Raw genomic sequence first — 13,720 nt, forward strand, 5'->3', positions numbered from 1 at the left:
TTACAGTATACTAGAGAATCCCTGGAAAATTCACGCCAAAGTGTGGCAATCCTGACAGAATTTTACAGAAAAACACTTCGGATGACTAAGAATCAACTTAGTCATCCGAAGTGTTCAAACTAACATTTTGTTTTATTTATTTCTTTTTAATACGAAACTTTCAAATTAGAAACAAGCTCTTCTGCCGAGCTGAATAACGACTCAATAATTTGTTTTGCAGGACGAATTTCTTTTACCATACCTGTTATTTGTCCAGCCATAACTGATCCGTTTTCTACGTCCCCTTCATAGACAGCTTTACTTAATGATCCCAACGCGATCGCTTCAATTTCTTCCCGTGGGGCGTTACGTTCTTCTAGTTCTATGAATTTAGTCAACATTTTATTTTTGATTGAACGAACAGGTGCACCATTTCTTCTTCCTGTTACAACAGTTGCTGTATCATTAGCTTCTAATACCGCTTGTTTGAAAGACAGCGGTACAGGACACTCTTCAGCAGATAAGAACAAAGTTCCAACTTGCACGCCTTGGGCACCCAACGCATACATTGCTGCGACGCTGCGGCCATCGCCTACACCACCAGCTCCGATAACTGGAATATTGACTGCAGAAACAACTTGAGGAACCAAGCACATTGTAGTCGTTTCTCCAACATGTCCCCCGGCTTCAGTTCCCTCAGCAACGACAGCATCTGCTCCTAATTCTTCCATTTTCATAGCCAGCTTAACAGATGGTACGACTGGAATAACTTTTACATTATTTTCTTTAAAGGCTGGCATAAACCGTTTAGGCGTTCCAGCTCCAGTAGTTACGACTTTTACGCCTTCTTCGATCAAGACGTCCACTAATTCCCCGCAATTTTCCATCATCAACATCAAATTAACTGCAAATGTCTTATCTGTCATAGCTTTACATTTTCTGATTTCTTCTCTAAGTTGATCGGCTGTCATTCCGCCGGAAGCAATAATACCTAACCCACCTGCATTCGATACAGCTGCTGCTAGATCAGCTGTTGCAATACGTGCCATGGCTCCTTGAAAAATGGGATAGTCAATTCCTAATAATTTACAAATACTCATGATTCATTCTCTCCTTATTTATATATATTTAAGCTTGGGATAAAGCCATGCTCTTTCTTTTTCTGAACATATAAAAGATATTTAATGCTAATCCACCTAGAGCTACAGCAATCGCTACATAGAATGCTTTTGTAAAATCTCCGTTAGCTGATGCCGCCATTCCAGCTGCAATTTTTGGTGCGAAGTAAGCTGATACAGAATAGCCGATAAAGACAATTCCATAATTAACACCTTGGAATTTCGGTCCAAAATTCTCCATAACAAGTGAGGGAAAAACACCCATAACGCCACCAAAGCACAATCCTAATCCTATTATTCCAATTGTAAATCCAACTGTTGAGCGAACAAAAATTAAAATAAAGAATGTAATTACAATGACACTATACATAACATTAATCGTATTTGAACGACCAATTTTATCTGAAACTGCTCCCCATATCACACGTCCTAAGGTATTGCTTAGGGAATATAGACTTACATATCCTGCTGCTACTGCTGCAGTTAGCCCAAACATACTTTGTCCAATTGGTGAAGCATTTGAAGCAATCATAAGTCCAGAGAATGCACCCATAGCCAACATAAACAGAATTAAGTAGAAATTGACAGATTGAAGCATTTCTTTCCAGTTCTTATTCTCTATTGCTGGTGGAACTGATCCAGTCTTGACCGAAGCCCTTGAAGCAGGAACATAATCCTTGGGAGCGGCTTTTATAAATAAGCTACAGATGAAGCTGATTGCGACATATACTATTCCCATGTAGATAAAAGCTTGGCTTACACCCATACTTTGAATCAAATTGTTCGCGATTGGAGCTGCGATGATTGCAGCTCCACCCATTCCGGCCGTAATCAGTCCTGATGCTAGACCGCGCTTGTCAGGGAATAAACGCATCGTATTGTTTAAACATCCTGAATAAGCAAATCCTTGTCCGATTCCTCCTAATATTCCATAATAGAAATATAGTTGCCATAAGCTTGTTGCCGTTCCAGCCAAAGCAAAACCAGATCCAAACAAAATCCCTCCTGCCATGATACTCCATTTTGACCAACCTTTATCTGTCAAAAATCCACCTAATATCATGGGAATTGGCCCGACTGCTGCATTGATTGCAAAAGCCACCATAACGTTTTCCATTGTCCAACCTGTTTCGGCTGAAAGCGGTCCAGCAAAAATACTAAATGCATAAATCGCTCCTGTACACATCAGTATCCCCATAGAGCTGACTAAAACAGCCCACCTATTTAATGTCTTATGCATGAATAATCTCCTTTTCATCTTTATTTACATTTGTAACAATATCTTTTAATTTCCCCCAATGTTCTTCGAACATTTTTGGGTCCATTTCTTTCAGGTTGTCACTAATTACTGGTTCAAAATCCATTTGATTTAAAATATCTTTTTCAAGATCTATGCCTGGGGCAATTTCGATTAGACGCATTTTCCCGTTTTCCAAATCGAAAACAGCACGCTCTGTGACATATAATACTTCTTGTTCAATCTCTGAAGCATATTGCCCACTGAAGGTTACTTGTTCTACGTCTTGTACGAATTTTTTCGCTTTCCCTTCTTGCAGAATGTTCAGTTTTCCATCTTTCACTTCTTCTTTTAATCCGCCAGCTGTAAACGTACCTGCAAAGACTAGTTTTTTAGCAGCTTGTGAGATATTGATAAATCCACCACATCCAGAAACTCTGTTACCGAATTTTGAAACATTTACATTCCCATATTGATCTGTTTGGGCTAATCCAAGAACAGATAAATCCAATCCGCCTCCATCATAATAATCAAACTGGGCATGGTGATCGACGATTGCTTCACTATTATAAGCATGGCCAAAATCTTTAAGACCTGCGGGGATTCCGCCAACTGATCCTGCTTCAGTCGTTAAATTCAGTTTATCGCTGATCCCTTCTTCTGCTGCGACAATGGACACATTAACTGGAATACCTACTCCTAGATTTAAGACAGCTTCTTGTTTCAATTCTGCAGCTGCTCGTCTTCCAATAACTTTTCTAGCATCTAATGGTAACGGTTCAACAGAATCCAACGGTACTTTTATTTGTCCAGAAAATGCTGGATTATATTGCGTATTTTCAGTTTGGAAGTGGTTTTCTGGTTTGGAGACTACTATATAATCAATTAGTATTCCAGGAACCTTTACTTCTTTTGCATTAAGTGTTTCAGCAGCAGCAACGGATTCAACTTGGGCAATTACAATTCCACCTGAATTTTTAACTGCTTGTGCAACTGGAAGAACTTCCATATGTAGTCCTTCTTTTTCAAGTGTTAAATTACCTTTTTCATCCGCAACGGTTCCTCTAATCAATCCTACATTGATTGGAAATGTTGGGTAAAACAGCCATTCTTCTCCTTCTATTTTAATCAATTTTACAATCTCTTCAGTGGTGCACTCTGAGATTTTCCCACCTTCTAAACGTGGGTCTACAAATGTTCTCATACCAACTTTAGTGATGAGCCCCGGTCGTTTTGCTGCAATTTCACGATATAACTGAGCAATAACCCCTTGAGGTAGATTATAAGCCTCACATTTATTCTCCATAATCAATTCACTGATTTTTGGAGAAGCTGAGACAATTCCCCCAATCCAACGCTTAATCAGACCTTCATGTGCTAAATGGCTCATACCTTTTTCTCGGCGATCCCCTACAGCGCTAGCATGGATCATTGTTAAATTCTTTGGATGACCTTCATTTATAAATCGCTCTTCAATTGAAATAGCCATTTCTTCATTCACACAAGCTAGACCAAATCCAGTCAACGCTACTGTACTATTGTCTTTTATCAATTTTGCTGCTTGTTCTGCGGTAATAATTTTTGACATTTCCATTCTCCTTTGTTAATATTTTCACTAATAATATTAAAGAATAATGCTTACTCTAAATTTTTATTCATGAAATATATGTTTATTTATAGATGTTTCTTAATATCTATTTAAAAAATCACAATAACAGCTCTACTAATTTGCTCACTTATTAACTTTCTGATCACAAAGAAAATTATATCGGTTTCAGAGCATAAAATAAAATTCTAATTTATCTATATATTCCATAACCAAAAAGTTATATAATAAATTCACAATATATAAATGCTTAAAATATTTATCTTGAAAAAGTATTTTTAAAAGGGCCAGTTTTTTGGCTAATTATTTTTTTCAGAATAAATTTGGTAAAAAAATAAACGTTTCAATTAAAAAAACGTTGTCATTATAGAATTATCTAGACATTTCATACTTAATTAGTTACTATCTGAGTAGGGAAGAAGTTCATATAAAGGAATGAAAAAATGATGGATTCAGAAACAATGATTTTATACTTAGAAACACTTATACAGGAAAAAACATTTACTCAAGCTGCAAAAAAGTTATACATTTCACAACCTTATTTAAGTAAATCCATTAGTTCTGTAGAATGTGAATTAAAAACTAAACTCGTTGACCGTAACGCCTCTCCTATTAGGCTGACTTATGCTGGAGAACGTTACCTATACCATTTAAGAAAGATTCGAAATCGATATGCCGAAATGGTCAATGAATTATCTTTAGTCTCACAGTTAGATTATGGAAGAATCAGGATAGGTGTACATGCAATTATGGGATCCTTTTTACTCCCTTTGATCTTACCCAGCTTTAATTCTAAGTTTCCTGGAGTCAAAATAGAATTAATTGAACAGAATCCTTCACTTTCAGAATCCGACTTGATTGAAAATAAAATTGATTTATATCTTGGTATGGATCCTGTAACGAATAAAAAACTTGCCTATAATGAACTTACTAGGGATGAATGGTGTATGATTGTACCGCAATCCAGTTCACTTTATCAGACTGATAAAACAGAAGTCTGTCGTTTTCCTTTTCCAATTTCAACATTAAATAATGAAAAATATGTGTTGACTAGTCACCAATCTGCGATTAGAAAACAAACAGATTTATTTTTCGACAAGCATGATATCAATCCTACTATAGTACTCGAAAGCAACAACATTGGAACCGTGGCAGCATTAGCCAGACAAGGCATGGGGATCACGTTCCTTCCAAAGAGTGCACTACTTGAAAATGAATCTTTTAAAAATTATACTATTTATGATTTTGAGACAAAGGATCTGATGACCACATATTTTATAGCACATCTGAAGAATAAATCCCTATCCGCAAGTGATAAAGCATTCATGGAGAGTGCTCGAGAATCACTTATGGATAGCTACATTCTTTAAATTTTATATAAAATTAATCATTACTTAATAGTTTTTTATCTAATTATCTCTTAAAAATATGTATACTTCACTTATAGATTTTAATATTATACGGAGGTTAATTGGGAATATGGGGTTATTAAATATTGGAAGTTTAGGGTTCGGTTTACTGGCATGGGGGTTACCACTGTTTAATTTGATAAATCCAAAAACTAAAGCATCAGAATTCTATTGGGATGCAATATGGAGTTTATCTTCCTGTGGTATTGCTTTATGCTTTCAAATTATTTATACAAATTATATCGTTACAATCGAAGATTGGATTGCATTAATGGATACAGCCCAAACAATGGCCGTCGCTTCTGCTACTCTATTAATTATGACTATTTTATTGAATTTTACTGCATTAATTATCCTTAAAAAGAAACAAGTAGAATAGTAAAAAACGGTTCACTTATTTGAAGTGAGCCGTTTTTTTACCATTATTCATTTTTTTGTTCGCGTTTTTCTAGTAAGCCAATCAGTCGATCCAATTTCACATTTTTCTCCTTTGTTAAACTAACCATATCGTAACAAAGCTTCAGAAAAAAGATAATTGCAGCAGGAACTGCCAGATATAGTACAATCATGAATAGAGATATAAATATCATGGATTAACCTCCCATAGTTTCTTCTTTTTTAGTGCTTTTTCAATAGTAACTGGTCAATATAATGATCTGTTGTTTTATGGATGATCATGTCCGCTCTGAATCGAGTTGGTAGAATATATTCTTCTAAATTGGTTAAGTTTACATCCTGCCAAACCTCTTTAGCCATATCAAACGCTTCTTTTCGGTTACCCATGGCTACATCATAATAATAATTGGTAGGATTTTGAAAAGCTGTATCTAATAGTAATCCGAATCGTTCTAAATACCACTTCTCAATTCTTTCGGGTTCAGCATCTACATAGAAACTGAAATCAAAAAAATCACTAACAAATATTTTTTCATTTGCTGGAAGCTGTAAAACATTAATTCCTTCAACAATCAAAATATCCGGCTGGTCAATTACTACGTGTTCATCTGGAACGATATCATAAAATTTATGTGAATATACTGGCACTTCAATATTCCTGTGACCACTTTTGACATCTCCCATAAATGTGATCAACCGTTTCATATCATAGCTTTCAGGAAATCCCTTACGGTCTAAGATATTTTTTTCTTTTAGCACTTTATTTGGATATAAAAATCCGTCTGTAGTAATCAAGTCTACTTTTCGGTTAGGATACGCACGATCGATCATTGTCTGTAATAACCTAGCTAATGTACTTTTCCCTACTGCCACACTACCAGCTATGCCAATAATATAAGGATCCTTTTTAGCAGGCTGATTTAATAATGTTTTCATTTCTCGCTGCCGTTCATCATAATATCTGATGTGCGTATGCAAAACCTGGAGAATTGGTATATAAATTTCTTTAACATCTTTCAAAGAAATTCGGTCATTCAATGAACGCAGTGATTCCAGTTCTTCATCTGTTAAAGTCAGCCTAGTATGTTCATTCAATTCTTTCCATTCATCTCTTTCAATAATGTAAAATGTATCTGATTCCTGCATGCGGTTAAATCCTCCGCTCCTATAGTGTCGATTTCGAGTACAAGTTTACCAAATTTTTTCGTTCTTGACTATCTTTATTGTAAAGCGCTTAAAATTTAAGTATTTTCTTATTGATACTTTCATCAATCCCTCTGTCTTTTTTGATTCTTTAAGTATTTTTAAACTTAAATTGGTATGATATATTGGTGTATAATAGTCAAATATAGTAGGATTAAACTACACCAATTTGACGGTATATTGGAATTATATTATATAAAAGAACTTACTAAGGAGTTGACAGGATGAAAACTCTCTCCGATCAAGCCATTGGAACGGCTCACGGAAAGATTATATTAATTGGAGAACATTCAGTGGTTTATAATGAACCTGCAATCGCTCTTCCTTTTCCGGCCGCTAATGTTGAAGTTCGCATAAAAGCTATCGAGGGAGAAAGCAAAATTTTTTCCAGTTATTATAACGGACCCTTAGCAAGCACTCCTGCTTCCCTATATAACCTAAAACATACGATTGAAATGATTTGTGAAGATTTAAATGCAGATTTATCTGGCATGCTTATTACAATATCCAGCCTGATTCCTCCTGAAAGAGGAATGGGATCTAGTGCAGCAGTTGCAACTGCTCTAATTCGTGCAATATATACTTTTTTTGACTATTCTTTAGATAATGAAACCTTACTTTATTATATTGGAGTTTCTGAAAAAATTGCACATGGAAACCCTAGTGGCTTGGACGCTCGTATTACTAGCGGCACTCAGCCCGTGTATTTCATCAAATCACAAACCCCACAAACTTTTGATATAGAAGTTACAGGTTATTTAATTGCTGCTGATACCGGCTTGACAGGACAGACAAGAGAAGCTGTACATGACGTTGCTCAGTTGCTTAAGAAATCCAAAAGAAAAACAAAATTGCTTATTTCATCACTTGGATCTTTGACGGTTCAAGCAAAAAAAGCGATTGAAGAAGATGATATAAATGAATTAGGTATGATTCTTTCAAAAGCTCATCGTCATTTATCGGATTTAAGTGTTAGCAATGAAAAATTAGATCTTTTAGTGCAAACAGCTCTAAAAAGTGGGGCTCTTGGTGCTAAACTAACAGGCAGCGGTCGTGGAGGCTGTATGATCGCCTTGGCAAAATCATTCGATCAAGCAAAACATATTGCAAGTGAATTAATAAATAATGGAGCCGTTGAAACTTGGATCCATTCATTAGGAGTCAACACACATGAGTAAATGGGTACGTGCACATACAAATATTGCCTTAATAAAATATTGGGGAAAAGAAGATGAAGAATTCATTATTCCAAAAAACAATTCTCTTTCTTTAACATTAGACGCATTCTATACAGATACTAGAGTTACATTTGATTCTTCTCTAAAAGAGGACCAACTCATTCTTGATGGCGAAGAGCAAGATGCTTCGGCTTTAAAAAAGGTCTCTACTATTTTAGATATTGTCAGAAACAAAGCGGAGCTTACCGATTACGCACTTGTTGAAAGCATCAATTATGTCCCAACTGCTGCTGGTTTAGCATCTTCAGCGTCTGGACTAGCTGCGTTGGCAGGCGCTGCTAATGAAGCTTCTGAACTGAATTTATCTGCGCAAGAACTCTCTCGCCTCGCACGAAGAGGATCCGGCTCAGCTTCTAGAAGTATTTATGGGGGCTTCGTAGAATGGGAAAAAGGCATAAATGATGAGACCTCTTTTGCACATCCAATTGACAACGCTAATTGGGATATCGGTATGCTTTTTATTATTGTTAAACAAGCCAAAAAAGAAGTATCAAGTCGAGATGGTATGCAAAGAACCGTTACAACCTCTCCTTTCTACGCTGGGTGGTTGTCTACCTTGGATCAAGATTTAACAGATATGAAGCTTTCTATAGCAGAACAGAATATTGATAAAGTAGGAGCCATCGCAGAACGTAATGCTTTGAAAATGCACGCAACCACCTTAGGAGCTCAACCACCTTTCACTTACTGGACAGCTGACAGTATGATAGCAATGGACGCAGTCCGTAAGCTTCGTAAAGAAAATTATTCAGTTTACTTTACAATGGATGCCGGACCTAATGTTAAAGTGATTTGTAAACAATCTGAAATGGATAAAATCCAAAAAGCTTTACTGGCTTATTTCGATGAAGAACAAATTATTTCGGCAAAACCTGGACCTGGAATCCAAGTGTTAGAAAATAGATAGTCTAATGTTCTAACATACATAAGTGTAAACTAAAATCGAATTAGAAAAGGATCGGATCGAATGAATCAAGTAGTAGCCTCGGCCCCTGGTAAGTTATATATAGCTGGTGAATATGCAGTCGTTGAACCTGGACATCCTGCTATCTTAGTAGCGGTAGATCAGTTTCTGACTGTTAAAGTTAGCCATTCAGAAACAGTCGGCACCATCCATTCTTCCCATTATTCAAGCATTCCTCTGCAATGGAGAAGAGAAAACGGCAAAATGATCGTAGATGAAAGAGAAAATCCCTTTCACTATTTGCTTGCAGCTATTGACTATACGGAACGCTATGTAAAGGAATCTAGAAAAGAATTATCTATTTACCATCTAGGTGTAGAAAGCGAATTAGATAGCTCGAGCGGGTTGAAATATGGCCTAGGATCCAGCGCTGCTGTTACAGTGGCAACCGTTAGGGCTTTACTTAAATATTACGATCTGAAGATATCAGATGAACTTGTATTCAAATTATCTGTTCTGGCCCATTTATCAGTAAAAAGTAATGGATCCTTTGGAGATATTGCAGCTGCAACTTATACTGGCTGGTTAGCATACAGCAGTTTTGACAGAGAATGGGTCAAAGAGAAGCTAAATACCCATAGTATCACCGCTCTTGTTGAATTAGATTGGCCTGCCTTTATGGTGGAAAGATTATCTCCACCAGCTGAATTAAATCTTTTGATTGGTTGGACGGGCTCGCCTGCTTCCACTACTGATCTAGTTGATCAAGTTAAAGCCAAAAGAGAAGCCAAGGAAGAAAACTATCAAATCTTTTTACAAAAAAGTAAATCCTGCGTCGAAAACATGATTCGTGCTTTTAGAGATAAAGACTTATCCGCCATTCAAAAAGAAATCAGACAAAATCGTCAGCTTCTTAAAAGTATGAGTGAAAGTACGAGAGTTCCGATTGAAACCTCTGCATTACAGACTTTATGTGATATCGCTGAGCAATATCATGGTGCTGCAAAGTCTTCTGGTGCTGGTGGTGGCGATTGTGGAATTGCCTTATTTGATCATAAAGCTAGTATGAACGATTTAGTCTCAAAATGGACAGAACAAGATATTACCTTGCTTCCCCTACAAGTCTATACTCGTTCATGATAAAATGGATAATAGTCGTTGCTATTAATTGATAATAGCTTAAAGAGTTCTATACGTTTTTTAAACTGACATATTGGAGAAAACACTATGCCAAAACAAAATAATCGAAAAAATGAACATGTATCCCTATCGGAAAAGTTTTATGACCAAGGAAAGTCTTCATTTGAAGATATTCGCTTCGTCCATCATTCTTTTCCGCAGATGGATGTTAGAGATGTAGATTTGTCTGTACAACTAAATGGACTAAACTTTACAGTTCCCTTCTTTATTAATGCAATGTCTGGAGGAAGTCGCTGGACTGGGAAAGTCAATGAAAAACTTGCTATTATCGCCCGTGAAACAGGCTTAGCCATTGCTACGGGTTCTGTTAGTGCTGCGCTTAAAGATCCTGAACAAGTGAGTACGTTCAAAATTGTAAGAGAAACAAATCCCAATGGGTTAGTCTTTGCTAACCTCGGTGCCGGACACGGTATTGAAAATGCAAAAAAAGTGGTTGATATGCTAAAAGCAGATGCTATACAGATCCATATCAATGCTCCCCAAGAGATCGTGATGCCTGAAGGTGATCGAGCATTTTCTGACTGGGTTGATAATCTTCAAAGTATTGTGGATGGCATTGATGTACCCGTTATCGCAAAAGAAGTTGGTTTTGGAATGAGCCGAGAAACAGTTCAGTTACTTGAAGCAATCGGTATTCAGATAATGGATATAAGCGGAAAAGGCGGAACAAATTTTGCCCAAATCGAAAACTATAGAAGAACTGATCAAAAACTTGATGATCTTGAATCGTGGGGCCAAACAACTGTCGAGTCTCTATTAGAAGCACAAGAAGTCGTCCAGCAGGCCCAAATCATTGCTTCTGGCGGAATCCGTCGCCCATTTGAAATCATTAAAGCTTTATCTTTAGGCGCTTCTTTAGCAGGTCTATCTAGTCAATTTATGCATATGGCACTGGAAGATGTTGATCAAACTATCAAAACAGTACACGCCTGGAAATCTGAATTAGCTAGTACAATGACTCTTTTAGGTGCTAAATCTGTTTCTGAGCTTCAAAAAACTGATTTAATCATCTCGGGTCAGTCTTCTGACTGGTGTACAGCTCGCAATATCTCAATCCAAAAATACGCTTCTCGTTCTTAGCGAGAAACGTATTTTTTATTAGCTATCCTTATTAGTGAAAGGGTTTATTATGAAACGAAATCAAACTCAAAAGTTAACGTTAGCCTTGCGCTGGAGAATTATTTATATTTTAATCCAATGTACTTGGGCGATTCCACAGACATTTGTTGGTTTTCTTTTATTCTTAAAATACAGAAACCAGCCTCACACCTTTTACTATGGCTGTATTCGTACTCATTGGAATCGACTTGATGGAATCTCTTTAGGACTTTTCATTTTTACTGCTAATGATTCTACTCCCAATCATTTAAAAAGAATCGCTAAATCACAATCTCAGCAGAAGTCTGAAAAAATGGCTGTACATGAGTATGGGCATACCTATCAGTCACTGCTGCTAGGCCCTCTCTATTTACCACTAGTCGGGCTAATTTCTTTTTCCTGGGCGAGATTACCTAGGTATCAAAGAATGCGTAAAGATTATAGTGTCCCTTACTCTTTCTGCTGGACAGAGCAATGGGCAAACTATTTAGGAGAAAAAATTTTAAAACAACCTTCACTAAAATAACCGTTATGTAATCTACCAACTATCAAGATAGAATCATTACCACACTGCAGTGATTCCCTATTAAATTAAAAAATTACTCTTCATTTAGGCACTCATTTTCCTGTTATTGATTCTCAAGAAAATGAAATAACTAACTACTAGAACTATTAAATAAAACAACTCCGGAAACTTAATAGCAGAGAGTCTGCTATCCCTTAAATTGAACAAATCATAAAGAAAGTTGCTTAATAAAAATATGAATAGTGTACTCCAACTTTGGATAATAGACTTCTGTTTTATAGTTCGTTTACGCTCATCATCATTTGGTCCTATAATATATTTTTTACTCCCTGTAGAGAATCCGTAAAAGCCTATAAAAATAAGTACACTAATGATTGAAATAACAATTTTCAATTTTCATCCTTCCTTTCATTAATAAAAACTTCATCAATACGACTATTTAAGTGCTCAGCGATATCAAATGCTAGCTGTAAACTAGGGTCATATTTATTATTTTCAATCGCATTGATCGTTTGTCTGCTCACATCACACATTACCGCTAATTCTCTTTGGGATATTTTCTGCCTTTCTCTTAGTGGTTTGATTATGTTTTTCACTATTCTTTGTAGCTCCTTTTTCAGAATGTGTAAAATATGTTTGACACATTCTATAATAAAAAAACTACTTTTAAATGTCAAATACTTTTGACACTTAAAGTAGTTAATTTACACTATTCTAACTAGTTTGTTAAAAAATCCCCGCCAACAACGCAATACCACCTAATCCTATTGCTATCGACCATAGTAGACTTTTAGTTTTATATGCGATTAAAAAAACTAGTATTGAGGGAAGTAATTTAATATTTATTACTGGGTTTATATTAAACGTTCCATTCCAAAAAAATATATCTGAAGCCACTAATGCAGCAAAAATAGAAACCGGTATATAAGTCATCCAGCGACTAAATGAAGGTGAGATTTCTTTCTTGCTGAGCAAAAGCATTGGCAGCAGTCTTGGGATGTACGTTACTACTGCCATCCCCGCAATTAAGGTCCATTGGCTATTCAATTTCATTACTCCCTTCAATATCCGGTTTTGTACGTCTATTCTTCCTCACTTCTAAGTAATAGCCTACAAATGAAGCGATTACTGTGGCGATTACAAGTGAAATATTATGCTGAATTAAAACCATCAGCAATACCGTAGTTCCTGCCGATACTAGTCCAGCAATTAAGTGTTCTAAGGAGATGAACTGTAATACTAACATACAGGAAAACATAGCAATTAACGCATAATTCATAATAATCGTGTTTACTTGAAACTGGCTGCCAACTGCTCCACCAACAATTGTACTGATCACCCAAGTTGCATAAGTAGACAAACTCATTGCCATTGCTTCTTCGGGAGACCAGTTCCCATCTCGAAATTTTGTGTAATTCAGTCCATAAGATTCATCGGTTAGAACATGACTGAACAAAGAAATAAATCCAATTGATTTTTCTTTTACAAAACTGGATAAACTTGCTGACATTAATACATGTCTTAAATTTAAAAAGAATACCATTAAAATGACTGAAGGGATAGAAGCACCTAAGACAATCATGCTTGCTGCCAGAAACTGGCCGGCTCCTGCATATACGAAAAAACTCATTATTCCAATGCCTAAAACGGTAACTCCTGCATCATATAAGACAATTCCGCAGGCTACTCCTAAAGCAATATAGCTAATCATAACCGGAGAACTTATTTTCACGCCACTTTTAATTGTTTCTATGTTCATCCAATTCTCCTTGCTTTTATTCATTTTTCTGGTAAAAAAAGAGACAT

15 protein-coding genes are annotated in these 13,720 nt (G+C 36.2%); 7 read left to right on the forward strand and 8 right to left on the reverse strand.

The window, feature by feature from the left end; all coding sequences use genetic code 11:
- Positions 1-146: 146 nt before the first annotated feature.
- From BLT22_RS06835 to BLT22_RS06845, 3 genes are read right to left on the reverse strand one after another with little or no spacing between them, the layout of a single operon-like run.
- Positions 147-1,079 (reverse strand): nitronate monooxygenase, encoded by a 933-nt coding sequence (locus tag BLT22_RS06835; RefSeq protein WP_091761910.1) that lies wholly within the window; start codon positions 1,077-1,079, stop codon positions 147-149.
- Between the two features lie 28 nt (positions 1,080-1,107).
- A complete protein-coding gene (locus BLT22_RS06840; RefSeq protein WP_091761912.1) occupies positions 1,108-2,337 on the reverse strand; it encodes an L-lactate MFS transporter in 1,230 nt (409 codons plus the stop codon).
- Positions 2,330-3,922, reverse strand: coding sequence for an acyl CoA:acetate/3-ketoacid CoA transferase (locus BLT22_RS06845; RefSeq protein WP_091761914.1), 1,593 nt, complete (start codon positions 3,920-3,922; stop codon positions 2,330-2,332). The genes BLT22_RS06840 and BLT22_RS06845 overlap by 8 nt, the downstream gene beginning before the upstream one ends.
- A gap of 461 nt (positions 3,923-4,383) precedes the next feature.
- Here BLT22_RS06845 and BLT22_RS06850 point away from each other — a divergent pair, with 461 nt between their 5' ends.
- Entirely contained in the window at positions 4,384-5,310 is a 927-nt protein-coding gene (locus tag BLT22_RS06850) for a LysR family transcriptional regulator (RefSeq protein ID WP_091761916.1), read from the forward strand.
- 109 nt (positions 5,311-5,419) lie between these two features.
- Complete coding sequence (locus BLT22_RS06855; RefSeq protein WP_091761918.1) at positions 5,420-5,728, forward strand: hypothetical protein; 309 nt, start codon at positions 5,420-5,422, stop codon at positions 5,726-5,728.
- 43 nt (positions 5,729-5,771) lie between these two features.
- Here the strand turns inward: BLT22_RS06855 and BLT22_RS12340 are convergent, their stop codons facing one another.
- Positions 5,772-5,939 carry a hypothetical protein gene (locus BLT22_RS12340; protein WP_171034300.1) on the reverse strand — a complete coding sequence of 56 codons (168 nt, stop codon included), beginning with the start codon at positions 5,937-5,939 and terminating at the stop codon, positions 5,772-5,774.
- Between the two features lie 28 nt (positions 5,940-5,967).
- Positions 5,968-6,891 carry a type I pantothenate kinase gene (coaA, locus tag BLT22_RS06860; RefSeq protein WP_091761920.1) on the reverse strand — a complete coding sequence of 308 codons (924 nt, stop codon included), beginning with the start codon at positions 6,889-6,891 and terminating at the stop codon, positions 5,968-5,970.
- 281 nt (positions 6,892-7,172) lie between these two features.
- Between coaA and mvk the strand changes: the two genes are divergently transcribed.
- The 5 genes from mvk to BLT22_RS06885 all read left to right on the forward strand — a co-directional run bounded on the left by mvk (position 7,173) and on the right by BLT22_RS06885 (position 11,914).
- Entirely contained in the window at positions 7,173-8,126 is a 954-nt protein-coding gene (gene mvk, locus BLT22_RS06865; RefSeq protein WP_091761922.1) for a mevalonate kinase, read from the forward strand.
- Positions 8,119-9,093, forward strand: a complete 975-nt coding sequence (gene mvaD / locus BLT22_RS06870; protein ID WP_091761924.1) for a diphosphomevalonate decarboxylase — start codon at positions 8,119-8,121, stop codon at positions 9,091-9,093. Before mvk ends, mvaD begins: the two co-directional genes overlap by 8 nt.
- Before the next feature lie 60 nt (positions 9,094-9,153).
- Entirely contained in the window at positions 9,154-10,230 is a 1,077-nt protein-coding gene (locus BLT22_RS06875; protein WP_091761926.1) for a phosphomevalonate kinase, read from the forward strand.
- 87 nt (positions 10,231-10,317) lie between these two features.
- On the forward strand, positions 10,318-11,370 hold the full coding sequence (fni, locus tag BLT22_RS06880; protein WP_091761928.1) for a type 2 isopentenyl-diphosphate Delta-isomerase: 1,053 nt from the start codon (positions 10,318-10,320) through the stop codon (positions 11,368-11,370).
- A 49-nt stretch (positions 11,371-11,419) separates the two neighbouring features.
- Complete coding sequence (locus BLT22_RS06885; RefSeq protein WP_091761930.1) at positions 11,420-11,914, forward strand: hypothetical protein; 495 nt, start codon at positions 11,420-11,422, stop codon at positions 11,912-11,914.
- Positions 11,915-12,303: 389 nt separating this feature from the next.
- Here the strand turns inward: BLT22_RS06885 and BLT22_RS06895 are convergent, their stop codons facing one another.
- The 3 genes from BLT22_RS06895 to BLT22_RS06905 all read right to left on the reverse strand — a co-directional run bounded on the left by BLT22_RS06895 (position 12,304) and on the right by BLT22_RS06905 (position 13,673).
- Entirely contained in the window at positions 12,304-12,510 is a 207-nt protein-coding gene (locus BLT22_RS06895; RefSeq protein ID WP_087058103.1) for a helix-turn-helix transcriptional regulator, read from the reverse strand.
- A 130-nt stretch (positions 12,511-12,640) separates the two neighbouring features.
- The gene (locus tag BLT22_RS06900; protein ID WP_087058105.1) at positions 12,641-12,967 is read right to left on the reverse strand and encodes an AzlD domain-containing protein; all 327 of its coding nucleotides are present in this window, start codon (positions 12,965-12,967) and stop codon (positions 12,641-12,643) included.
- Positions 12,954-13,673 carry an AzlC family ABC transporter permease gene (locus BLT22_RS06905; protein WP_091761934.1) on the reverse strand — a complete coding sequence of 240 codons (720 nt, stop codon included), beginning with the start codon at positions 13,671-13,673 and terminating at the stop codon, positions 12,954-12,956. Before BLT22_RS06905 ends, BLT22_RS06900 begins: the two co-directional genes overlap by 14 nt.
- Positions 13,674-13,720 lie beyond the last annotated feature (47 nt).

The sequence above is a fragment of the Marinilactibacillus psychrotolerans genome (assembly GCF_900101525.1).
GTDB lineage: Bacteria > Bacillota > Bacilli > Lactobacillales > Carnobacteriaceae_A > Marinilactibacillus > Marinilactibacillus psychrotolerans.